The sequence below is a fragment of the Mesorhizobium sp. Root157 genome, from assembly GCF_001427385.1.
Classification (GTDB): domain Bacteria; phylum Pseudomonadota; class Alphaproteobacteria; order Rhizobiales; family Rhizobiaceae; genus Mesorhizobium.
The window spans coordinates 102,598-125,490 of the sequence record NZ_LMGJ01000038.1 but is presented as its reverse complement, the minus strand read 5'-3'; the positions used below and the strand labels follow the sequence as shown (position 1 = coordinate 125,490).

General features: G+C 63.0%; 24 protein-coding genes. 17 read left to right on the top strand and 7 right to left on the bottom strand.

Going from position 1 to position 22,893, the window contains the following annotated elements; all coding sequences use genetic code 11:
- The first annotated feature begins 64 nt into the window (after positions 1-64).
- On the top strand, positions 65-799 hold the full coding sequence (locus ASD64_RS19755) for a rhomboid family intramembrane serine protease (RefSeq protein ID WP_056109180.1): 735 nt from the start codon (positions 65-67) through the stop codon (positions 797-799).
- A 237-nt stretch (positions 800-1,036) separates the two neighbouring features.
- A complete protein-coding gene (locus ASD64_RS19750) occupies positions 1,037-1,468 on the top strand; it encodes a CBS domain-containing protein (RefSeq protein WP_056108862.1) in 432 nt (143 codons plus the stop codon).
- 160 nt (positions 1,469-1,628) lie between these two features.
- On the opposite strand, the gene ASD64_RS19745 is transcribed toward ASD64_RS19750, so the two are convergent.
- The 3 genes from ASD64_RS19745 to ASD64_RS19735 all read right to left on the bottom strand — a co-directional run bounded on the left by ASD64_RS19745 (position 1,629) and on the right by ASD64_RS19735 (position 5,522).
- On the bottom strand, positions 1,629-3,278 hold the full coding sequence (locus ASD64_RS19745) for an ABC transporter permease (protein WP_244480867.1): 1,650 nt from the start codon (positions 3,276-3,278) through the stop codon (positions 1,629-1,631).
- Between the two features lie 70 nt (positions 3,279-3,348).
- Positions 3,349-4,371 (bottom strand): extracellular solute-binding protein, encoded by a 1,023-nt coding sequence (locus ASD64_RS19740; protein WP_056108858.1) that lies wholly within the window; start codon positions 4,369-4,371, stop codon positions 3,349-3,351.
- A 107-nt stretch (positions 4,372-4,478) separates the two neighbouring features.
- Positions 4,479-5,522 (bottom strand): ABC transporter ATP-binding protein, encoded by a 1,044-nt coding sequence (locus ASD64_RS19735; protein ID WP_413813623.1) that lies wholly within the window; start codon positions 5,520-5,522, stop codon positions 4,479-4,481.
- 154 nt (positions 5,523-5,676) lie between these two features.
- Here ASD64_RS19735 and gatB point away from each other — a divergent pair, with 154 nt between their 5' ends.
- Positions 5,677-7,176, top strand: a complete 1,500-nt coding sequence (gatB, locus tag ASD64_RS19730; protein ID WP_056108853.1) for an Asp-tRNA(Asn)/Glu-tRNA(Gln) amidotransferase subunit GatB — start codon at positions 5,677-5,679, stop codon at positions 7,174-7,176.
- Positions 7,177-7,180: 4 nt separating this feature from the next.
- Entirely contained in the window at positions 7,181-7,669 is a 489-nt protein-coding gene (locus ASD64_RS19725; RefSeq protein ID WP_056108850.1) for a GNAT family N-acetyltransferase, read from the top strand.
- Positions 7,670-7,736: 67 nt separating this feature from the next.
- On the opposite strand, the gene panC is transcribed toward ASD64_RS19725, so the two are convergent.
- Both panC and panB read right to left on the bottom strand, forming a co-directional pair.
- Complete coding sequence (gene panC / locus ASD64_RS19720) at positions 7,737-8,585, bottom strand: pantoate--beta-alanine ligase (protein WP_056108848.1); 849 nt, start codon at positions 8,583-8,585, stop codon at positions 7,737-7,739.
- A gap of 2 nt (positions 8,586-8,587) precedes the next feature.
- Complete coding sequence (gene panB, locus ASD64_RS19715; RefSeq protein WP_056108844.1) at positions 8,588-9,418, bottom strand: 3-methyl-2-oxobutanoate hydroxymethyltransferase; 831 nt, start codon at positions 9,416-9,418, stop codon at positions 8,588-8,590.
- 167 nt (positions 9,419-9,585) lie between these two features.
- Between panB and ASD64_RS19710 the strand changes: the two genes are divergently transcribed.
- The 3 genes from ASD64_RS19710 (at position 9,586) to ASD64_RS19700 (ending at position 11,140) form a co-directional block, all read left to right on the top strand.
- Positions 9,586-9,984, top strand: coding sequence for an NADH:ubiquinone oxidoreductase subunit NDUFA12 (locus ASD64_RS19710; RefSeq protein ID WP_056108840.1), 399 nt, complete (start codon positions 9,586-9,588; stop codon positions 9,982-9,984).
- Positions 9,985-10,096: 112 nt separating this feature from the next.
- Positions 10,097-10,540: a DUF2155 domain-containing protein gene (locus ASD64_RS19705; protein WP_056108837.1), complete on the top strand. Its 444-nt coding sequence runs from the start codon at positions 10,097-10,099 to the stop codon at positions 10,538-10,540.
- Between the two features lie 228 nt (positions 10,541-10,768).
- Positions 10,769-11,140, top strand: a complete 372-nt coding sequence (locus tag ASD64_RS19700; RefSeq protein WP_056108834.1) for a nuclear transport factor 2 family protein — start codon at positions 10,769-10,771, stop codon at positions 11,138-11,140.
- A 39-nt stretch (positions 11,141-11,179) separates the two neighbouring features.
- Here ASD64_RS19700 and radC read toward each other — a convergent pair whose 3' ends face one another.
- Together radC and map are read right to left on the bottom strand one after the other, a co-directional pair.
- Positions 11,180-11,941: a RadC family protein gene (radC, locus tag ASD64_RS19695; RefSeq protein ID WP_056108829.1), complete on the bottom strand. Its 762-nt coding sequence runs from the start codon at positions 11,939-11,941 to the stop codon at positions 11,180-11,182.
- A 51-nt stretch (positions 11,942-11,992) separates the two neighbouring features.
- A complete protein-coding gene (map, locus tag ASD64_RS19690) occupies positions 11,993-12,820 on the bottom strand; it encodes a type I methionyl aminopeptidase (RefSeq protein ID WP_056108826.1) in 828 nt (275 codons plus the stop codon).
- A 266-nt stretch (positions 12,821-13,086) separates the two neighbouring features.
- On the opposite strand from map, the gene ASD64_RS19685 reads away from it, so the two are divergent.
- From ASD64_RS19685 to ASD64_RS19640, 10 genes are all read left to right on the top strand, one after another.
- On the top strand, positions 13,087-13,350 hold the full coding sequence (locus ASD64_RS19685; protein WP_413813622.1) for a DUF982 domain-containing protein: 264 nt from the start codon (positions 13,087-13,089) through the stop codon (positions 13,348-13,350).
- A 190-nt stretch (positions 13,351-13,540) separates the two neighbouring features.
- Complete coding sequence (locus tag ASD64_RS19680; protein WP_200957855.1) at positions 13,541-13,876, top strand: BrnA antitoxin family protein; 336 nt, start codon at positions 13,541-13,543, stop codon at positions 13,874-13,876.
- Positions 13,877-13,972: 96 nt separating this feature from the next.
- Positions 13,973-14,326 carry a cupin domain-containing protein gene (locus tag ASD64_RS19675; protein ID WP_056108820.1) on the top strand — a complete coding sequence of 118 codons (354 nt, stop codon included), beginning with the start codon at positions 13,973-13,975 and terminating at the stop codon, positions 14,324-14,326.
- A gap of 239 nt (positions 14,327-14,565) precedes the next feature.
- On the top strand, positions 14,566-16,269 hold the full coding sequence (locus tag ASD64_RS19670; RefSeq protein WP_056109178.1) for a multiheme c-type cytochrome: 1,704 nt from the start codon (positions 14,566-14,568) through the stop codon (positions 16,267-16,269).
- 13 nt (positions 16,270-16,282) lie between these two features.
- The gene (gene haoB / locus ASD64_RS19665; protein WP_056108812.1) at positions 16,283-17,296 is read left to right on the top strand and encodes a hydroxylamine oxidation protein HaoB; all 1,014 of its coding nucleotides are present in this window, start codon (positions 16,283-16,285) and stop codon (positions 17,294-17,296) included.
- Between the two features lie 86 nt (positions 17,297-17,382).
- The gene (locus ASD64_RS19660; RefSeq protein ID WP_200957854.1) at positions 17,383-18,912 is read left to right on the top strand and encodes a PLP-dependent aminotransferase family protein; all 1,530 of its coding nucleotides are present in this window, start codon (positions 17,383-17,385) and stop codon (positions 18,910-18,912) included.
- The gene (locus ASD64_RS19655; protein WP_056108805.1) at positions 18,905-20,914 is read left to right on the top strand and encodes a heme lyase CcmF/NrfE family subunit; all 2,010 of its coding nucleotides are present in this window, start codon (positions 18,905-18,907) and stop codon (positions 20,912-20,914) included. Before ASD64_RS19660 ends, ASD64_RS19655 begins: the two co-directional genes overlap by 8 nt.
- Positions 20,911-21,471, top strand: coding sequence for a DsbE family thiol:disulfide interchange protein (locus ASD64_RS19650; protein ID WP_056108803.1), 561 nt, complete (start codon positions 20,911-20,913; stop codon positions 21,469-21,471). Before ASD64_RS19655 ends, ASD64_RS19650 begins: the two co-directional genes overlap by 4 nt.
- Positions 21,468-21,926 carry a cytochrome c-type biogenesis protein CcmH gene (locus ASD64_RS19645; RefSeq protein WP_056108800.1) on the top strand — a complete coding sequence of 153 codons (459 nt, stop codon included), beginning with the start codon at positions 21,468-21,470 and terminating at the stop codon, positions 21,924-21,926. The genes ASD64_RS19650 and ASD64_RS19645 overlap by 4 nt, the downstream gene beginning before the upstream one ends.
- Positions 21,923-22,891 (top strand): hypothetical protein, encoded by a 969-nt coding sequence (locus ASD64_RS19640; RefSeq protein ID WP_056108797.1) that lies wholly within the window; start codon positions 21,923-21,925, stop codon positions 22,889-22,891. The genes ASD64_RS19645 and ASD64_RS19640 overlap by 4 nt, the downstream gene beginning before the upstream one ends.
- The last annotated feature ends 2 nt before the right edge of the window (positions 22,892-22,893 follow it).

Here is a 22,893-nt window from a genome sequence, read left to right as displayed (position 1 = left end):
GCGATTCGGCATTTGTGAAACGCCGGGCAGTGCACTACATGGCCCGGTAATGGAACCGACCCGCATGAACGAGCCGGATGGCATGGCCGAGGACGACGAGACAAAGTTTGAGGCCGCGCCCCGCCGCGAGCCGGTGTTCAACCTGCCTGCCGTGGTGCTGGCCGTGATGGGGCTTTGCATCGGCATCCATCTGGTGAGGACTTATGTCCTGACGCCGGATCAGGACTTTGAAGTTCTGGTGCGGACGGCCTTCGTTCCGATCCGCTATTCGGGCCAATACGAAATTGACGTATGGGCCTTCACCAGCCCGTTCACCTACGCCTTGCTGCATGGCGGCTTTGCCCATCTCATCATCAACATGGTGTGGCTGGCCGCCTTCGGCTCGCCGTTGGCAAATCGTATCGGTGCCTTGCGCTTCGCCGTCTTCTTCGCCGTGACCGGGCTTGCGGCAGCCGCGCTGTTTTATGTCATCCATCCGCTCGGGCAGGCTCCGCTGGTCGGGGCGTCGGGATCGATCTCGGGCATGATGGGGGCGGCGGCGCGCTTTGCCTTCCGCATCGACCGCTCGTCGGGGCGGGCGGCGTTCGCCGGCGCACCGCTGCCGATGCGCGATGTGTTGCGTTCGCGCGGCGCCATGACCTTTTTGGCGGTGTGGATGGTCGTCAATCTCGCGACAGGGCTGATCGGGGTGGTGCCGGGCGAGGAAAGCCAGATTGCCTGGGAAGCGCACATTGGCGGCTTTGCGGCCGGATTTTTCGGATTGAGGCTGTTCGAGAAAAAGCCGCGGCCTTTCGCCTGAGGCGGCCTTGCGTGCATGCGCGCCGGCGATTGGCTGCCGCGCTCCGTGGCACTTGAAATGCACGCACGCACAGCGCACCATGCTCCAGCGATTGTGAGGCTGCGGGGGCTTCGGAGATCGGACCGAAAAGTGGAATCCGGTTTTCGGGGTCAATCCGTTGCTCAAACAGAGAGTTGGATAGCCATGCGCCCATGGGGACGCATGGCTATCCAACGGGCAACCGCAGAGGAGGACGCCATGACTGTAAAGGCAATTCTCGACAAAAAGGGCCACGACGTTTTCACGCTCGGCCCCAATGAGAAGCTTTCCGAGGCCATTCGCCTTCTCGCCGAACACAGGGTCGGCGCACTCGTCATCACCAATGGCGACCGCAAGATCGTCGGCATCCTGTCGGAGCGCGATATCGTGCGGGTCGTGGCCAAGGAAGGCGCTGGCGCGCTCGACATGGCGGTGCGCGCGGCGATGACGCCGAAGGTCAAGATCTGCAACGAGAACCACACGGTGAACGAACTGATGGAGATCATGACGACGGGCCGTTTCCGCCACCTGCCGGTGGAAAAGGACGGCTTGCTCTACGGCATTATCTCCATCGGCGACGTGGTCAAGCGCCGTATCGAGGACGTTGAGCGCGAGGCGGAACAGATCAGGGCTTACATCGCCACGGCATAGGATCTGCCGCTGCATTCAAGCCGCGGCAGGCGTCATAAAAACAAATACTTAGAGCGCGCCGGGGAATCTGAAAGATCGCCACGCGCACTAATTCGCTGGGCATCCTGACGGATGCATAGGGGCGACCTACCTCTTTGTTTGAGCATCGGGTTTCGATGCCCTACCGGTTTCCGCCGCGTCCGACCCTTGCCAGCCAGATCACCGGCAAGAGCGCGACAAACACGATCATCAGCGCCGAGATCGAGGCTTCCTCATAGGTGCCGCGTGCGGCCTCGCCATAGAGATGGGTGGCGAGCGTTTCGACGTTCAGGGGTCGCAAGAGCAATGTTGCAGGCAGTTCCTTGATGCAATCGACGAAGACGAGCAGGCCGGATGCCGCCAGTGCCGTCTTCGACAGCGGCAGGTGCACGCGCCGCAGCGTGCCGGAAGCGTTTTCGCCAAGCATCCTCGAGACATCGTCCAGGGATTGCGGGATGCGGCTGAGGCCCGCGGCCATTGCGCCGGCCGATATGGCGAGGAACCTTGTCGAGTAGGCGTAGAGCAGGGCGGCCCCCGAACCGAGGAACAAAAGGCCGGTCGAGAAGCCGAGCCATGACGAGGCGACCTTGTCCGCCGTCCTGTCGAAGGCTCCGAGCGCGATGAGCAGGCCGATCGCCACCACCGTTCCGGGTGCCGCATAGCCGATGGTGGCGAGCCGGTAGAGCCAGGCCGAGGACGTGCCGGAATGAAGGCGCGCCGCATAGGCGACCGCGGACCCGAGCACGAGGGTGATCAGCGTGGCCCCCGCCGAGAACAGCACGGTGTTGGTGATGTCGGACAGGAAACGGGCCGGCAGCCCGGCAAAGCCAAGGCGCGCATAGGCTTCCATGGCAAGGTGGGCTGCGGGCGCGACGAAGCCGACGAGCACCGGAACGAGGCAAAGGCCAAGCAGCAGCAGGCCTTTGGGCAGGGAAACGCGCTGCCGTTCAAGCCCGCCGCCACTGCGTTGGGCATTCGGCGCGAAGCGCTGCCGGCGCCGCGCATACTGCTCTGCCGCAACGATCGCCACCACGACGGCAAGCAGCGCCAGCGCCAGTTGGGATGCGCCGGGAAGGTCCGAGCGCGTGACCCAGGTGGTGTAGATGGAAACGGTGAGGGTGCGCACGCCCAGGAACTCGGATGCGCCGATGTCGTTCAGCGTCTCCATGAGCGCCAGGCTGACGCCGACGACGATGGCGGGGCGCGCCAGCGGCAGGGCGACCCGCCGGAAGACGGCGTTGCGCGAGACGCCGAGCGTGCGCGAAACCTCGATGAGGCTGGCCGGCTGGGTCAGGAACATCGCGCGCGTTGCGACATAGACGTAAGGGTAGAGCACGAAGCCCAAAAGCACGATGCAACCGGTCATGTTGCGGATGTCGGGCAGGCGGAATTCGCGCGGGCTGGAATAGCCGAGCAACCAGCGAACAGCCCCCTGCACGGGGCCAATCGGGTGCAGGATGTCGAGATAGGCGTAGGCGACGATGTAGGTCGGCACGGCGAGCGGCAGCAGCAGCGCCCATTCCATGGTGCGGCGGCCGGGAAATTCGTAGGCCGTGACCAGCCACGCGGCCCCTGTGCCCATGCTGGCGACGAGGATGCCGACGCCGACAAGAAGGATAGCGGTATCGAATATTGCCTTGGGCAGGACGCTGGCCGCGAGATGCGACCACAGCCCTTGCGAGCCTTGCACGGCTTCGAACAGCAAGGCCAGAAACGGCACGCAAACCAGCGCTGCCGTGAGCGCGGCAAGCTTCAGCCAGCGGCTGCCCGCCGCCTGCTTTCTGCCTGTCATATGGGTTGAAAGCGCCAATGTCATAGCTGGAGAAAAGGAGCGCCTTGCGGCGCTCCCTTCATCTCTTGGATCAGTTGTCGAAGCCGGCCTTGTCGACCAGTTCGCTGACCGTCTTGCGATGGCTGACGATCTCGGTGAGCGGCTTGGAATCGATCTTCAGTTCACCGAATTCGGCGATGATCGGGTCGGCGGCTACACCGGCGCGGACCGGGTACTCGAAGTTGGCTTCGGCGTAGATCTTCTGCGCTTCGGCGGAAACCAGGTACTCCAGCAACTGGACGGCTTCGGCCTTGTTCGGAGCGTGCTTGGCAAGGGCTGCGCCCGAAATGTTCACATGGGTGCCGTCGTCCTTGAAGGTCGGCAAGATGACCTTGATGGCATCGCCCCACTGCTTCTGCTCGTCGCCGCCTTTGCCCGACCGCATCAGGCCGACATAGTAGGAGTTGGCAATGGCGATGTCGCAGATGCCGCCGAGGATGTCCTTGGCGCCTTCACGGTCGCCGCCTGCCGCCTTGCGGGCGAGATTGTCCTTGACGCCGGCGAGCCACTTCCCGGTTTCCTCCGCGCCGTAATGCGCGGCGTGATCGGCAAAAAGGGCGGTGTTGTAGGGATGCTGGCCCGAGCGGATGCACAGCTTGCCCTTCCACTTGGGATCGGACAGGTCCTCGTAGTTGAAGGCGGTCAGGTCGAGATCCTTGGCCGCATAGAGAACGCGGGCCCGCATGGAAAGCGCGTACCAGTGGCCATTGGCGTCGCGCAGCTGCTCCGGCACCGCTTCGTTGAGCGCCGCGGATTCCGCTGGCTGGGTGACGCCCTTTTCGACGAGGTCGACAAGATTGCCGGCATCGACGGTCATCAGGATATCGGCCGGCGAGCTTTCGCCTTCCGAAGCGACGCGCTCGGCAAGCCCGTCCTTGAGAAATACGGTATTCACGGTGATGCCGGTGGATGCCTTGAAGGAATCCAGCAGCGGCTGGATGAGGCCTGGCTCACGGGTGGTGTAAATGCTGACTTCCGCTGCCGACGCCGCGCTGGCGGCCGTGACAAATGAAAGCGCGGTGAACAACGTCTTTGCGATCGTGGCGTTGCGCATCGAAAAACCTCTCCTGTTTGAATGCCAGGATGCAGCAACATTTATGAGTAAGTTAGTCAAGTTTAATTTTGCGGCTGACGGGCGCTCTCAACATCCCCTGAGCGCCTTCACACGGCGAATGCCAGAACCCGTGCCGGGTCGATTGCGACGCGGATGCGATCGCCATCGGCAAAATTTGCCTGGGTGGTTCGCATGACCAATGCGGTGTCTGCTCCCTCGATCTCCAGTTCGATCTGTTCGATCTCGCCGCGAAAGCTGCGGCGAACGATCCTGCCGGCAATGGCGTCCTTGGCATGCGAGGGGGTGATCGCCTGCGGGCGGATGAAGGCGACGGCAGGACTGCCGTCGGCAATGTCCAGCCGGCAGGGGAACGATCCGAAGGCGGTTTCGAGGCTCCCGTTGCGATAGGTGGCGGGAACCTTGTTGAAGGAGCAGAAGAACTCGGCCGCATAGCGGTCCACGGGCCTGTCGTGGAGATCCCGGCCGGTTCCGGCCTGCACGATCAGCCCGCTGTTCATCAGCACCACCCGGTCGCCGCTCGAAAGCGCCTCTTCGGGGTCGTGGGTGACGATGATGGCGGTGGTGCCGGTCTTGCGCAAAAGGTCGATCGTGTCCTGGCGGATGCGGTCGCGCAGGTCGCGGTCGAGGTTGGAGAAGGGTTCGTCCATGAGAAGCACCGCGGGTTTTGGCGCAAGGGCGCGAGCCAGCGCCACGCGTTGCTGTTCTCCGCCGGAAAGCATGTGCGGATAGCGTTTGCCAAGCGCCGAAAGGCCTGTGAGGTCGAGCATGCCGGCGACCCGCTTCAGCGCTTCCGGACGGGGCAGGCGGCGCAACCCGAACAGGATGTTGTCCTCCACGGTGAGGTGTGGAAACAAGGCATAGTCCTGGAAGACGAAGCCGATCTTGCGCTCTTCCGGCTCGACGAAGGTGTGCGGCCCGGCAAGTTCGACGCCATTCAGAAGGATCGAGCCGCGTTCGGGCCTGTCGAGACCGGCAACGAGCCTCAGAAGAGATGATTTGCCGCAGCCCGAATGCCCGACAAGGCAGATGATTTCTTCGGGCGCGATGGCCAGCTCGATCGGTCCCAGCGCAAACTCGTCGCTGAAGCGGCGGAAGGCGCCTGTGATCTGCAGCATGGGATCTGCGGGCAGGGGTCTGTCCAAGGTCGGTCTCCGCACTCGTTCGGTAAGGCCATTGTGGCAGTTTGCGCTTGTCTCGGCATGTGCTTTGCACTAGCCAAGAGCAAATCAACTAAGACTTGAAATTCAATTTTTCGGTCGAAATCTATATCCTCGATAGGCCCTCATGACCATCATCGATACCCGCACGCCCGACGCCAAGCGCATGATCCCCGGTGCAACCGGAGACTGGGAAGTCATCATCGGCCTGGAAGTTCATGCGCAAGTGACGTCCGAGGCAAAGCTGTTTTCCGGCGCTTCGACCGCCTTCGGCGCGGCTCCCAACGCCAATGTGTCGCTGGTCGACGCGGCAATGCCCGGCATGCTGCCGGTGATCAATGAGGAGTGCGTGCGCCAGGCGATCCGCACCGGGCTCGGACTGAAGGCTCAGATCAACCACAAGTCGGTGTTCGACCGAAAGAACTATTTTTACCCGGACCTGCCGCAGGGCTACCAGATTTCGCAGTTCAAGCAGCCGATCGTCGGCGAAGGCACGGTGATCGTCTCGGTCGGCCCGGACAAGAAGGGCGAGTTCGAGGACATCGAGGTCGGCGTCGAGCGCCTGCATCTGGAACAGGACGCCGGCAAGTCGATGCACGACCAGCATCCGACCATGTCCTATGTCGACCTGAACCGTTCCGGCGTGGCGCTGATGGAGATCGTCTCCAAGCCGGATATGCGGTCGCCCGACGAAGCCAAGGCCTACCTGACCAAGCTGCGCACCATCGTGCGCTATCTCGGCACCTGCGACGGCAACATGGACGAAGGTTCGATGCGCGCCGACGTCAACGTCTCGGTGCGCCGGCCGGGAGAGCCGTTCGGCACCCGCTGCGAGATCAAGAACGTCAATTCCATCCGCTTCGTCGGCCAGGCCATCGACTATGAAGCGCGCCGGCAGATCGCCATTCTGGAGGAAGGCGGCAAGATCGACCAGGAGACGCGGCTGTTCGATGCCGTGAAGGGCGAGACCCGCTCAATGCGCTCCAAGGAAGAAGCGCACGACTACCGCTATTTCCCCGATCCGGACCTGTTGCCGCTCGAGTTCGATCAGGCCTATGTCGACGCGCTTGCCGAGCATCTGCCGGAACTGCCCGACGACAAGAAGGCGCGTCTGGTCGAGAATCTCGGCCTGTCGGCCTACGACGCCTCGATCCTCGTTTCGGAAAAGGCGATTGCCGATTATTTCGAGAAGGTGGCGGTCGGCCGCGACGGCAAGCTGGCGGCGAACTGGGTCATCAACGACTTGCTGGGCGCGTTGAACAAATCCGCCAAGGACATTGAATCGACTCCGGTTTCGCCCGATCAGCTTGGCGCCATCCTCGACCTCATCAAGGAAGGCACCATTTCCGGCAAGATCGCCAAGGACCTGTTCGAGATCGTCTGGAACGAGGGTGGAGATCCGCGCCAACTGGTCGAAAGCCGCGGCATGAAGCAGGTCACCGACACCGGCGCGATTGAAAAGGCGGTGGACGAGGTGATCGCCGCCAACCCCGACAAGGTCGAGCAGGCCAGGGCCAAGCCGACCATGGCCGGCTGGTTCGTCGGTCAGGTGATGAAGGCGACCGGCGGCAAGGCCAATCCGCAGGCGGTCAATGACCTCGTGAAGGCCAAGCTCGGCATCGAGTAACGCCATGTTCGTACGCACAGCCAGCGATCGCGACTTGGAAGCGGTCAAGGCGCTGCTGGTCGAAACTTGGCACGCCACCTATGACGCGATCTACGGCGCGGAGGGCGTGCGCGAGATTTCCGGCCGCTGGCACTCGGTCGTCTGGCTGAAGCAGCTTTTGCGCCGGCCCCGCTCGGAATTCATCGTTGCCGACACCGGAACCGAACTTGCCGGGATGGCCTATGCGGCGATCAAGGAAAACGAGAGCGACGTGGTCGAGGTGGAAGAACTCGACGTGCGTCCTTCCATGCAGGGCAAAGGCATAGGCCGCCTGTTGCTTGGCGAACTGGAAGATTCGTTCTGGGGCTGCCGGCTGATGCGGCTGGAAGTCGAGGAGAAAAACAGCCGGGCGCTGGATTTTTATCGGGCCAACGGCTTCGTGGAACTGCATCGGCGCGCCGCGACCCGCTGGGTCGACGCCACCATCGTCACGCTGGAAAAGCGCTTGAAGTAGGCTTGAAGTCCTTGGTTTTACGCATGTCTTGATCCCGAAACCGGGTTGACTTTCGGGCGACATGCCTTCAGGCCGGTATCTCCACATTGTCGATAAGGCGGGTCTTGCCGAGCCAGACGGCGGCGAGCAGGCGCCCGGAACGGCCGGCTTGCCACTCCCTGAGGGTCTGGCTTTCGCGGGCCGCGACATAGTCGACGCCGTCGAAGCCGATCTGTTGCAGCGCGCGCCGCGCCTTCACCGTTTCGCTATCGGCATCGCCGTGCCGGGCAATGGCGGTGGCCGCATCGCGCAGAATCCTGTTCAATTTCCGCGCCACGGCCAGCCCGGCCTCGTCGAGATAGGCGTTGCGCGACGACATGGCGAGGCCGTGCGCGTCGCGCACCGTTGGCGCGCCGATGATGTCGACGGGAATGTCGAGGTCGCGGCACAATTGGCGCACCACGCAAAGCTGCTGGTAGTCCTTCTCGCCGAAAACGGCGCAGTCGGGCGCGGTTTGCAGGAAAAGCTTGGTGACGACGGTGGCGACGCCATCGAAGAACTGCGGCCGGAAATCGGTTTCCAGCCCGGCGGACGGGCCGCCGATGGACACCTTGGCGGCGAAGTCTTGCGGGTACATTTCCGAAGCGGAGGGCGTGAAGGCCAGGTGGACGCCTGCTTCGGCGAGGCGGTCGAGATCGCTGGCAAGCTGGCGCGGATATTTATCGAGGTCTTCGGTCGGGGCGAATTGCGTCGGGTTGACGAAGATCGAGACGACGCAGCGCTCGGCTTTTTCGAGCGCGATCTTCATCAGCGAGACATGGCCGTCGTGCAGGGCACCCATGGTTGGGACCATGGCGACGCTCAGGCCCTCACGCCGCCATGCCCGCACCTTGGCGCGAAGATCGGCGACGGTTTCAGCGACTTCGGGATGCGGCATCGTCAGGTCTTGTCCTTGGGCTGGAAGACGTGTTCGGGCGCCGGAAAGGCGCGGGCCTTGACCTCTGCCGCATAGCTCATCGCCGCCGTGGAGACGGCGCTTCGCAGTTCGGCATATTCCTTGACGAACTTCGGCACCCGGTCGACGGTGAGTCCGATGGCGTCGTCGATGACCAGAACCTGTCCGTCGCACGCGGCACTCGCCCCGATGCCGATTGTCGGGATCGACAGGCGGCGCGTGATTTCGGCTGCGACCGGCTCCATCGTGCCCTCGATGACCACCGAGAAGGCTCCGGCCTTTTCCACCGCATCGGCGTCGGCGAGAAGCTGCCTGACGCTCTCGTCGGTGCGGCCCTTGATCTTGTAGCCGCCGTCCTTTTCCACCGACTGAGGCTGCAGGCCAATATGGCCCATCACCGGAATGCCGGCCTCGACGATGGCGGCGATCTGGTCGGCGACTTCGGTGCCGCCTTCGAGTTTGACCGCATGGCAGCCGGTTTCCTCGAAAATGCGCCGTGCGGAGGCCAGCGCCTCAGCGGCGGAGGATTCGTAGCTGCCGGCCGGCATGTCGACGACGACGCAGGCATTGCGTGCGCCGCGCATCACCGCCTGGCCGTGCAGGATCATCATGTCCATGGTGGCGCCAAGCGTGGTGGCGTGGCCGTGCAGCACCATGGCGACGCTGTCGCCGACCAGAAGCAGATCGACATGCGGATCGAGCAGGCTGGCAATCGGGTAGGTATAGGCGGTGAGGCACACGATCGGATCGCCGCCCTTGCGCTGCCTGATGGCTTCGGTGCTGGCTCGTGCGTCGGCGGATGCGGCAGATACCAATCTATCCCTCCCTGTCGGCGGGCAGTCGCGATGCTGGCGGAGCATTAGAAAGTCCAAAAGTGTTTTGCAAGGCGCATGCTGTGATGTGCGTGAACGCAAAATGCTTGCCAATGCCGGGTCGTGCCGCCATAAGCTGCACGGTAGGCAGTTGCCCCGCGAGGACTTGGATGAAGACGTTCTTTGTGCAGCTTTTTACCTGGTGGAACAGCCAGACCCTCAACACGCGCTTTCATACGTGGCGACACGGCACGCGGGTGGGCGAGGATGATGTCGGCAACGTCTACTATGAGGGCGGCATCGATTCGGAAGGCCGCACCCGCCGCTGGGTGATCTACAAGAACTATTCCGAGGCTTCGTCGATCCCGCCGGGCTGGAATGGCTGGATCCATCATCGCGTCGATGTTGCGCCTTCGAACGAAAACTACCAGCCGCGCGATTGGGAAAAGCCGCACCAGCCGAACCTGACCGGCAGCGCAGCCGCCTATCGACCCAAGGGCTCGATCCTGGGCACCCGGCACCGGCCGCAAGTGACGGGCGACTACGATGCCTGGACGCCGGGTTCCTGAGAAACGATCGCCCGCGGCATTTCTTGCCACATTTGGCATTTAGCTGGTTGCCGAACTTTCATTGGCAGCTAGCTTGGCGAATCATCGCGGGCGCAACCTTCGGTATTTCTGCATGAGGATTTTCAGCCGACTTTCGACTGGCGCAGCTGCAGCAGCCGTGGCGGCGATTGCCTTGTCCGCAGTTGCCTTCGCCGCCGAGGAGAACAGCGTCGGACGGGTCAAGAACCCGGTGGCCGAGTTCGCCGGGCTGGACAAGATCACCGGCCGCATTATCACTTTCGACGTCTACATCAACGAGACGGTGCAGTTCGGCGCGCTGCAGGTGACGCCGCGCATCTGCTATTCGCGTCCGGAAGCCGAAGCGCCGAAGACGGATTCCTTCGTCGAGGTCGACGAGATCACGCTCGACCGCAAGATCAGGCGCATCTTCACCGGCTGGATGTTTGCCGAAAGCCCCGGCCTCAACGCCGTCGAGCACGCCGTCTATGATGTGTGGCTGAAGGGCTGCAAGCAGAAGTCGGACGTGCCGGCACCGGATAGCGCCAAGACCAACTGAATTTCTCCGCATAGGCTCCGCGCCTGGAAACTGATGGTTGCTGGGATCGCGGAGCGGTCACCTAAGCAGCCAGGGCGAGCCGCCGGAGTCGACCTTTAACGACCTTCGCGAACCACAGCCCGTGCCCGCAACCGGGGCGACGCCCTTGACCCCTCCGGTCCCCGATGATCCTATTTAGGACATCGACGCGCACAGAAATATCAAATCCGACTGCACGGAGACGAGGCGATGGACACCAGATCGACTCTGACAGAGCTATGTGGGGCTTTCAACGCGCACGATCTTGATCGCATCATGACGTTCTTTGCTGACGATTGCATCCTGGAGATGCCGAGGGGGAGCAATCCTTGGGGCTCTCGTTTCGAGGGCAAACGCAACGTTCGAGAAGCGCTGGCGACACGATTTGAAGGCCTGCCTGATGTCCACTACGGCAACGACGAGCATTTTGTGGACTCGTCTGCCGATACCGGCATCTCAAAATGGACCCTTACCGGCACCACCCGCGAAGGAACGAAGCTGGAGGTGCGCGGCTGTGACTTCTACACATTTCGCAACGGCAAGGTGATCCGCAAGGACTCATACTGGAAAATCGTCGAGTAAGGATCGTGGCTTGCCTCAGGACCAATGGTCCTGCTGTGGCTAGATCAGCAGCAATCCCTTCATCGACACGTGGCCCTTCTTGCCGATGATGATGTGGTCGTGCACGGCGATGCCGAGCCGCTTGCCGCTCTCGATGATTTCCTTGGTCATGTCGATATCCGCCCGCGACGGCGTCGGATCGCCGGAAGGGTGGTTGTGGACGAGCACGATGGCGGTCGCCGACAGTTCCAGCGCCCGCTTGACCACTTCGCGCGGATAGACCGGCGTGTGATCGACCGTGCCGGTTTGCTGGACCTCGTCGGCGATGAGGGCGTTCTTCTTGTCGAGGAACAGGATGCGGAACTGCTCGCGCTCCTCGAACGCCATGGCGGCCTTGCAATAGGCGAGCACCTGCGTCCACGACGACAGGACTTCGCGGCCTTTCAATTCGCTGAATACCATGCGCTGCGCCGAGGCGGCGATGACCTTGAGGTCGAGCGCCACCGCGGGGCCGATGCCCTTGACCTCCTGCAACAGGTTGACGGGCGCGCCCAGCACTTCGGCCAGCGTGCCGAAGCGGGCAAGCAGGGCCTTGGCGATCGGCTTGGTGTCCGAGCGCGGGATCAGCCGAAACAGCAACAGTTCGAGCAACTCGTAGTCGGGCAGGGCGGCGTGCCCCGAGTTGACGAAACGCTCGCGTAGCCGGTCGCGATGCCCGAGATAGTGCGGCTTTTCGTCAACGGCCCTGGCTTTGGCAAGGGCGAGCGCCGGCTGTTCCGCCAGGAATCCTCGCGCCTCGTCGTCGCTACTCTTCTTGCCCATACGCCCCCGCAACGAGCCTTGCCGGACGGAAAAGTCGCCCGCCGCAGTATACTATGCCGTCAGGCCGGGGCGATCGAGACCTTTGGGCGAGAGGGTGAAGATTTCGCAGCCGGTCTCGGTGACGCCGATGGTGTGCTCGTATTGCGCCGACAGCGAGCGGTCGCGCGTCACCGCCGTCCAGCCGTCGGACAGCACCTTCACATGGGCGCGTCCGAGATTGATCATCGGCTCCACCGTGAAGATCATGCCCGGCCGCATTTCGACGCCTTCGCTCGAATTGCCGTAGTGCAGGATGTTCGGCGCGTCGTGGAAAAGCTGGCCGACGCCATGGCCGCAAAAATCGCGCACGACCGAGCAGCGCTCGCCCTCGGCATAGCTCTGGATGGCAGCGCCGATGGCGCCCGTGCGGGCGCCGGGCTTGATGGCGGCGATGCCGCGCATCAGGCACTCATGCGTGACTTCGAGCAGGCGTTCGGCGGCGCGCTTGATCTGGCCGACCGGGTACATGCGGCTGGAATCGCCGTGCCAGCCGTCGAGGATATAGGTTACGTCGATGTTGACGATATCGCCTTCGCGCAGCGGTTTGTCGTCGGGAATGCCGTGGCAGACGACATGGTTGATCGAAGTGCACGACGATTTGGTGTAGCCGCGATAATTGAGCGTGGCCGGAATGGCGCCGTGATCCATGCCGAACTCGAACACGAAGCGGTCGATGGTGTTGGTGGTGACGCCGGGATGGACCTTGTCCGCCAGTTCGTCGAGGCAGCGCGCGGTCAGGTCGCAGGCCTTGCGCATGCCGGCGAATCCTTCCGCGCCATAGAGGCGGATCTGGCCGGTGTTTCTTAGCGGTGCGGTGTCGGCGTCGAGATAGGTAACCATGAGCTTCGGGCTAGAGGGGTTAGGCGGCGGCAATTGCTGCATCATGTGACACCGATTGCGCCCTTCTTCAACCTTTCCTGTGAACGAGAGCACAAAACCACGGCTTTGATCCGGCTACGCCACCGGGCAAAACCGCATTGGTGACACAATTGCGCGGCATCACGGGCCTGCGCGTTTTCAGCATCGTGGCCGGATCGGTCCGGTTTTCCGCGCAAAATTCGATGAGGCATGCAATGCACAAACTGCAATTCGCGGTGCCGGTTCGCATTTCGCCGTCCGTCGGCCAACCCGTCGAGGAAATCTACAGTGTCGAGCAGGCGCTGGATTTCCTGCAGAACTGGCCGGTGGGACGGCAGGGGCCGATCTACCAACTGGCCTTCGACGCTTGCTTCGGCGCCAGCGTCGATGTCGTTTCGACCGATGAAGCCTGCAAGGCATTCACAGCTTTCTGCCGTGTCTGCGGGCTGATGGCGAAGGACATGATGTGGCCGGAAACCGGCAGGAAACCTAGCGCAAAGCGCTTGCATTAAAGGTTTTTCGAGGCCGCCGCCGCTGCCTTTCCATTAATCGGTCGTTTCGATAAAAATTTAATAAAAACAATATCTTATTTAGCTTTTATCCTCCTGTTTATATTAATTTTCCGGAGATCAGAATCACCAAGTTTCGCTGCAGACCAGTGTTGGGAAGCAGGAAACGGTGCGCGAGAAGCGGTTCAGCCTCATGTTGGAGCCTACGGACCTTTGGGCCGTATGGGATTCCGTTGAGGAAACGCCGGCGGTGTTCGGCGACAGGATGCTGGCCGGCTTGAGCGAGGCCGAGGCACTGTCGGCCTGTGAGGTCCTGAATGGCATCCACGAGCATCGCCGCTGGATACGCCCGACCCGGCCGGTGCCCGAAGCGTTTCGCAAGCCGCCGCCGGAACCGGTTCGCCGGCCCGTCCCGGAGCGTGTGCGCTTGGAGGTTTCGCTCGAACCGGAGGTGGTCGCCAAGTTCATGGCCATTGGGCCGGGCTGGCAGGCGCGCATGAACGACGTGCTGAAAGACGCGAAGCTATAGTTTACCTATAGGAAACGAATTTGCCTTTGCGTCACCTATCGGCTATTCGATCTGGCGGGCGTCCTCGCCCGGCTATGAAAATGGGAGAGCCTTATCATGACACGCAAGAGCATTCTCAAGTTCGGCAAGGTGGAGAACGCCAATGCCGCCGACCTTCCCGGATGGGTGGTGGTCGACGGCAAGCCGACGATGAAGACCGCCGTCCAGCACACGACCGAGAACGGCAAGGTGCTGTCGGGAACCTGGCAGGCGACCCCCGGCACCTACCACGCCACCTATACCGACTACGAATTCGTGCACATGATCTCGGGTCGCATCATCATCACGCCGGACGGCGGCGAACCGGTCGAAGTGGGGCCGGGCGACGCGTTTGTCGTGGAAGCCAATTTCAAGGGCACCTGGAAGATCGTCGAGCCGGTGACCAAGCACTTCGTCGTCGCCCTGGGGTAGCGCGCCGGCGAATCTGAAAGATCGCGACACGCTCTAAGCGAAAATGCGACGTAAAATCATGGGGTCGGCATCGCGCCGGCCCCATTTTGCATGCGGGTGCCTCGCGGGCGCGCAACTCGCGAAATCCTGAAACGGCTTGGTATTCCCGGCCCCATGGCTTTTGCCCATGATGGACCTACGCTTGTTTGGAGGTTGTGCGAGTTTGAGACGTGATCGGAAAGCCGGATCAAGGATCGACCATGCCTCGCCATCTGCTTCACCTAATGTTCGGACTGCTTTGCGCAGGCCTTCTCGCTATTTCCCTGCCGGCGCGTGCCGACATTCCCGATGAAACCTACAAGGCGCTCGGCCTGTCGAAGGACGTGGCCCCCAAGGATCTCTACGACGCGCTGGTCAAGCGCTATCACGATCCCAAGCAGGGGCATGGCAAGGGCGCATTCGCGGATCTGTGGGAGCCGACCCCGTTCACCCGGTACCTGGAGCCCAAGACCCTCTACGTCGCGCCGGACATGGACTTCGAGGCAAAGCGCGACGAATGCGTGGAATGCCACACCAGCGTCACGCCCGGCTGGGTCCACTCCTGGCAAAACAGCGTCCATGGCGACCTGAACGAAATCCGCAACCTGCCGGCCGACGATTCGCGCGCCTACAAGAAGGAACTGATCGACCAGGTCGAGGCCAACCTTCACTCGATGGGCGTCCTGCCGCAAGGCCAGACGCTTGGGGATGTCGGCTGCATCGACTGCCACATGGGCGTCGGCAAGCAGGCCGGCAATCACAAGGCCGATCTCCACATGCCGGATGCCGCCAATTGCGGCCAGTGCCACGTCCAGCAGTTTGCCGAACGTGAATCTGAACGCGACACCATCACCTGGCCGCAGGACCAGTGGCCGGAAGGCCGGCCTTCGCATGCCCTGTCATGGCAGGCCAATGTCGAGACCGCGATCTGGGCCGGCATGGCGCAGCGTGAGGTGGCCGATGGCTGCTCGCTCTGCCACACCATGCAGAACACCTGCAATTCTTGCCATACCCGCCATGAATTCTCGGCTGCCGAAGCGCGCAAGCCGGAAGCCTGCTCGACCTGTCACAACGGTGTCGACCACAATGAATTCGAGGCCTTCAGCCTGTCCAAGCATGGCGTCGTCTATGCCACGCAAGGCGCTTCGTGGGATTGGGAGCAGCCGCTGGCGGCAGCGCTCGGCGAAGGCGGCCAGACCGGCCCGACCTGCCAGACCTGCCACATGGAGTACAATGGCGAATACGGCCACAACCTGGTGCGCAAGGTGCGCTGGGGCTTCGAGCCCAAGCCGGAGATCGCCGACAATCTTGACCATGAATGGTTTGCCGACCGCAAGGAATCCTGGGTCCAAACCTGTTCGAACTGCCACTCGCCGTCCTTTGCCCGCTCCTATCTCGACATGGTGGACAACGGCACCAAGCAGGGCATCGAACTGGTCAAGGAAGCCCGTGGCGTCATGAACAAGCTCTACGAGGACAAACTTCTCGTCGGCCAGACCACCAACCGTCCCGCACCTCCCAAGCCCGACGCCGACAGCGCGGGTGCCTTCGCGGGCCTGTTCTTCTCTGCCGGCAACTTCCCGACCGCGATCGATTACGAGTTCGCCGAGATGTGGGAGCAACACGTCATGCAGCACTTCAAGGGATTGGCCCATGTGAACCCCGGCGGCTTCACCTATTCGCAGGGCTGGTCGAAACTGATCCGCAGCCTGGCCCGCATCAGGGACACCGACACGCAACTGCGTGAGAAGGCTGCGCTGATGCAGCGGGTCGAAGCTTTGGAGGCTGCCGGGGGCAAGCAAGGCTGGTTGGATCTCGACACGCCCATGAAGCGGGCGGCAGCCGGTGGCGCCGGTGTCACGCTCGCCGGACTTGGGCTGGGTCTCATGCTCCTGCCGGCCTTCCGTCGCCGCAGGCGGGACTAGAGGAGAACGGGCCATGGCCAGACTGTCCGCAATCCGCACCGTTCCCGGCCTGGTGGCCGGGATCGGAGCCGCGATGCTGATAGCGGGCGGCTTGCTGACGGCCTATGCCTTCCAGGGCGAAAAGCTGCCCACGCCCTATATCTACGAACTGGCGGAGACGCCGAAGCCGGATGACGCAAGCGCCGCGCTTGTTGAACTGGTTCCCGGCGCGAAGCTGAAGTCCGTCAGCCTCAAGACAGCAGCCACCGGAAAGCTTCTGGTCAGCGGCAATGTTCTGGCGCGGGAAGGCAAGCCCGATCTCATTGTCGGCTGGAAGAGCGAGATTGGCGAACCTGTGCTGCGCTCCGATATATTGCCGGAAGAGGAGCAGAAGCTCGCTCTGGCGCTGAAGAAGCATCTGCCCGCCGATAGCCTCGTCTTTGCCATGCCGTCGCTGTCCACGAGGTTTGCGGCGATGGTGCCGGCCCGTTTTCCGCTTGCCGGAGCGGACGACAGTTCAACGATCCGCTCGCCAGATCCGTGGCTGAGTTCGAAGCAGGCGATCGCCGAGACGGAGAAGCGGTGGCGGCCGGCGCCGGACGCGAAAGCGGACGAACTGTTCGGCTCGTTCCTTGACGCGCTTGGCGCGGAAGACAAATACGGCATCGCCCGCTTGCAGGTGATGGCCGATGCGCAGGAGAGCTATCTGATCCTGCATGTGCGCGATGCCTTCGACATCGGTGTCGCGCAACCCGACCGCTTTTCGGTCGGCCTGCGTGACTTTCCAGGTTCCAACGACGTGCACGACGTCACCAAACTGGTGAAGACCTGGGTGAAGGACGAAGGCTTTGCCGCCTACGCCGTCATTCCGCGCGACGAGAACGCGGTGCGCGCCTATTACCTTGCCGATGCCACCGGCAAGTCCTCGCTGCTCGGGCAGTTGCTGCCGTTTAATTCGGCGCAGATCGGGCAGGTGCCGGATGCCAGCCTTGTCTTCCAGGACGGCGGCTACTGGGTTTATCGGATTCATGGCGTCCGGGCTGGTTGAGCGAGGTCAACGCTAAGCCGACGGGTTTCATCCGGCCTCAGCAAAATATTTGCCTGTGGTACCATGCATCGCCCGGATTTCAGCTAATGTATGGAACCAGGGAGGGGCTCGCGATGCAGGTCGTGCTGACGATCAATCCGAGTGATTCCCGCACGCTGCAGCGACAGTTATTTGATCAGATCAGGGGACTGATCCTCGAAAACAAGCTGCGCAGCGGGGATCCTGTACCGGCTTCGCGTGCGCTCAGCGAACAGCTTGGCGTATCGCGCAACACCGTCATGCTCGCCTACGAGCAGTTGCTGAGCGAGGGCTATATCGAAAGCCGTCCCAATGTCGGCACGTTCGTCAGTTCCAGCCTGCCTGAAAATGGCATGTCGATCACGCTGCGTGCCAGCGCCGGCGAAGAACTCCAGGCCAACGACAACAATGGCGACATCCATCCGCTTTCCTGCCGGGTGAGGGCGCAGACGGTGATCAGCCCGAACCGAGGCAGGTTCGAGCATGATTTCTGGATCGGGCGGGTGGACGCCTCGACCTTTCCGGTCAACGAATGGCGGCGGATCCTCGACGCGAAGGTGCGCTATGGCGGCGCGCGGCTGGCCGAGTATCAGGACCCGCAGGGGCTGCCTGAACTCAGGCAAGGCATCGCCGACCATATCGGGCCGGCGCGCGGCGTTTCGGCGAAACCCGACGACATCGTTGTCGTCAACGGCTCGCAGGACGGGCTGGACCTCATTGCCCGGACGCTGAGCGGCTATGCGAAGAATTTCGTCCATGAAGACCCCTGCTATCAGGGCTCGCGCTTCCTGTTCGAAAGCTGCGGCTTCAAGCCGGTCGCCGTTCCGGTCGACCAGGACGGGATTGACGTTGCCCGCCTTCCCGAAACCAGGCGGAATCTGCTTTATGTGACGCCTTCTCATCAGTATCCGCTCGGCGTGACGCTGTCGCTCGAACGGCGGCTGGCGCTGCTGGATTGGGCGGCCCGAACCGACAGCTTCGTGATCGAAGACGATTATGACGGCGATTTCCGCTACGAAGGCGCGCCGCTGACGGCCTTGCGCGGCCTCGATTGCCGCGGGCGGGTGCTTTATCTGGGCACCTTCTCCAAGTCGCTGGCGGCGGGCCTCAGGCTTGGCTTTATCGTTGCGCCGCCGGCGCTGGCGCGGGCGCTGCGCGAATGGAAATCGCTGACCAGCAACGGCAATCCGTGGCTGGAGCAGTCGGCAATGGCCGAATTCATGAACAGCGGCGGCTTCATGCGCCACCTGCGGCGCATCCGCGCCATCTACAAGCTGCGCCGCGACGTGCTGGTCGAAACGCTGCGGCCGACTTTCGCGGGTGCGGAATTCAAGGGAATGCGGGGCGGCATGCATCTGTCGCTTCGTTTGCCGCCGCATTTTGGCGATGCGCGCGAGATCGAGCGGCGCGCGGCTGAGCGCGGCGTCGGCGTCTACGTGCCGGGTTCGGGCGGGGCGTTCATCACACCGGATAATCCGCGCGTGAAGGACACGCTCCTGTTCGGCTACGCGGCCCTTTCCGAAAAGAGCATCAGGGTCGCCACCGGCCGCCTCGCGCAGGTGGTGGCAAGGGACGTCAAGGAAGAAGCGGATGGTTGAGTCCCTCATCAAGCTTGGCCAACTTGCAACCAGCCTGGCCCTGGTGCTCAGCCTGTGTGCGATTGCGGCGGCCGTGCTTGTGGCGGCACGTTCCGCACCCGCCTGGCTGCGCGCGGCGCGCAACGCGCTGTTTGCCAATCTGGCCCTGGTCGCTTTCGGCTGTGCAACCTTGATCTGGTCGTTCGCAACGCTGGACTTCTCCGTCGCTTATGTGGCGCAAAACAGCAATTCGCAACTGCCGATGATCTACCGCATGACGGCCATGTGGGGCGCGCATGAAGGCTCGCTGATGCTGTGGCTGTTCTATCTGGTCCTGTTGTCCGCGATCGCGGTCAAGGTCCACTGGAAGGACCATCCGCTTTCCATGCCGTGGATCATCGCGACGCTGGGCGCGGTCCAGTTCGGCTTCCTCGCCTTCATCGTCTTCTTGTCCAACCCGTTCCTGACCATCAGCCCGGCGCTGCCGGATGGACAGGACCTCAATCCGCTGCTGCAGGACCCCGGCCTCGTCTTTCACCCGCCGGTGCTCTATCTCGGCTATGTCGGCTTCGCCATTCCGTTCGCCTTTGCGGTCGCCTCGCTGGTGCGCACGCATTCCGGTGCCGAATGGGTTCGTGCCGTGCGGCGCTGGACGCTGTTTGCCTGGACGATGCTGACCAGCGGCATCCTGATGGGCGGGTTCTGGGCCTATTACGAATTGGGCTGGGGCGGTTACTGGGCCTGGGACCCGGTGGAAAATGCCTCGCTGATGCCGTGGCTGACCGGAACGGCGCTGCTGCACTCCATGATGGCGCAGGACAAGCGCGGCCTGTTTCGCACCTGGAACGTCTTCCTCGTGGTGACGACGTTCCTGCTCACGCTGATCGGCACCTTCCTGGTGCGTTCCGGCGTGCTCACCTCCGTGCATGCCTTTGCCGTCGATCCCGGGCGGGGCGCCTATATGCTCGGCTTCCTGACGGTGACGATGGTGTTCGGCTACGGCCTCATCCTGTTCCGCTCCGATCGCCTTCTGGGCGATGCGCTGGTCGAGAGCCCGTATTCGCGCGAAAGCGCAATCCTCGCCAACAACGTGCTTTTGCTGGTTGCCGCCGCAACCGTGTTCCTCGGCACGCTCTATCCGCTGTTTGTCGAGGCGGTGTCGGGCGAGCGGCTCAGCGTCGGCGCCCCCTATTTCAACAAGGTCGTGGTGCCGCTGATGCTGGCGGTCGTCTTCCTGCTCGGCATCGGTCCGTCCGTTCCCTGGCGCAAGGTCGATGCGAGGCGGCTTGCCGCGATGCTGCGCAAGCCGTCCGTCGGCGCGGTGCTTGCATTGGGCGTCGCTCTCGTTGCCGGCGTGCGCGATCTGTTGACGTTGAGCGCAATCGCGGCAGTCGCCTTCGCCTTTTCCGCCACGCTGACCGACATCGCCACCGGCATTTACGCGCGCCGTCGGGTCACCGGGGAATCCTGGCTGCGTGCGGCCCGCAACGTGCTTTCCTTCGGGCGCCAGCGCTTCGGCGGTCTGGTCGTTCATCTCGGTATCGCGCTGATCGGTGCCGGCATGATCGCTTCGGGGCTCTTCCAGACGGCTGTCACCGTCTCGATGAAGCCCGGCGACAGCTTTGAACTGGCTGGCCGCGTCATCACCTTGCGCGAGGTCGCCGACGCCAGTTCCTCCAACTATCAGGGCCGCGCAGCTATCCTCAGCGTATCGCAGGACGGCAGGCCGCTCTATGAGATGCAGCCGGAAAAGCGCTTCTACGCGGTGCGTTCCATGGCCACGACCGAGATTGCCATCCGCTCTTCGTTCAGTGGCGATCTCTACATGATCATCGGCGAGGAAACGCAGCAGGGCGGCGTCACCATTCGCGGCTACTGGAACCCGCTGGTGAGCTGGATCTGGGCCGGGTGGCTGGTCGTGGCCTGCGGTTCGCTGCTGTCGCTCTCGGGCACGAGCCGCCGCAAAGTTGGACGCAAAGCCGCTTCAGCGGTTGCGACTGCAACGGGGGTCCCAGCCGAATGACCCTGCTTGCCTCGCAAAGACCCGCTATACCGCGCTGGAAATGGCTGCTGGGTGCCGCCGTGGTCGCAATCCCGCTGCTGCTTGGCATCGGGCTGACCAAGGACCCGTCCTTCATTCCCTCCATGATCGTCGGACGGACCATGCCGGATTTCTCGCTTGAGCCTCTTTCGGGCGAGGCGAAGGTGGCTTCCGAAAAGCTGCTCGGCAAACCGCTGGTCATCAACTTCTGGGCGTCGTGGTGCGTGTCCTGCCGCGAGGAGCATCCGCTTCTCGTCCAGCTTGGCGACCGCGCCGACCTGTTCGATGAGTTCGAGATCGTTGGAATCAATTATCGCGACAGTCCGGTCGCTGCAGCACAATTCCTCGACCGCCAGGGCCATTTTCCCTATCCCTCGGGGCAGGACAAGCGCGGCCGGCTCGGTATCGATTTCGGCGTCTACGGCATGCCGGAGACCTTCTTCGTCGATGCACAGGGCGTCGTACAGGCGCGCCAGGTCGGGCCGCTGACGCCGCAAGCGATCGAGCAGAACCTGAAGCTGATTGGGGCGCTGCGATGAGACGGATTGCGGCAGCCGCCTTCATTGTCCTCGCCATGGCGTGGCCTTCGGCTGCGGCTCCGTTCCAGACCGAGCAGCCGCAGGAAACGCTGGTGCGCGAGATCGGCGCCAGGCTGCGCTGCCCCGTCTGCCAGAGCGAGAACATCCTCGATTCCCAGTCCGGGACTGCGCGCGAGATGATCGTGATGCTGCGCGAGCAGCTTGCGCAAGGGCGCACCGAAGCTGAGATCGTCGAGTATTTCCGCAGCCGCTATGGCGACTACGTGCTTTTGTCGCCGCCGGTTTCAGGCTTCGGCGGCATCATCTGGATCGTGCCGCCGATCCTGCTTGTGATGGCCGGCGCGGCGTATCTTCTTCTCGTGCGCCGCAGTGCCGACAAGGCAGGCCGCGTCGCTCACGATGCGCAACCTCATGAACCTCTCAACGAGCAAAGCCTTCGGAGGCTGGAGCTATGACGACAACCATGATCGCTTTCCTGCTCACCGTGACGGCTGTGGCGATCACGCTCAGCCCGCTGTTGCGCAGGCGCGCCAACCTTCCGCTTGGCACCGGCCTGGAGGACGCCAGCCCGGTCAGGCGCTGGCAAGAGGAAAAGGACAGGCTGACGGGGCAATTGCGCGACAACGACCTGGCGCTGGCGGAGGGCCGCGTGGACGCCGCCCAGCACTCCTCCATAGCCACGAGGTTGGCGGGAGAGGCCGAGCACGCCTTGTCTCGCCTGCGTGAAGTGCGCGGCGCGCTGCTGCCAGCCTATCCCACGACGCCAAGGAGCGAACGATGGTGGACGGTCGCTCTCGTCGCCGGGCTTGTCGTCGCGGCGGCCTATGGCGTCCATGGCTTCGCTTCAATGGGCGATATCGACATGACCCGGTCCCCTCATGGCGATGAAGTGCCTGTGGCGGATGCCGGTGAAAGCGGTGCTGCCCCGGCCGGCATGCCTCTCGGCGCGGATGGGGCTCCCGACATTGGCGCCATGGTGGCACGGCTCGAAGCCCGTGTCGAAAGCGGCGACTATTCGCCGGACGACGTTGCCATGCTGTTGCGCAGTTACCGCGTGCTGGGGCGCGAGGACAATGGCGACCGGCTGCTGGACACGGCTGCCGCGAAATTTCCCGGCGATGCCCAGATCAAGCTCGCCTTCGTGGATGCAGCGCTGGGGGGGACCGACCCGGCCCGTCTCAAGCGCGCCGAAACGATGGTGTCCGAATTGCTGGCGCTCCAGCCCAATCTCGCCGAAGCGCGCTGGTATCACAGCCTGTTCCTGGTCAGGAATGGCAAGCTTGATGCCGCCCGCAAGGAATTGCGGGTTCTCGAGCCGCTGGTTGCCGACAATCCGCAAGCGGCGGAAGCGGTGCGCACGCTGCTTGCCCGCATCGACATTCCCCAGCACGACCAGGCTCAGCCGCATAACCAGGAGTGAGG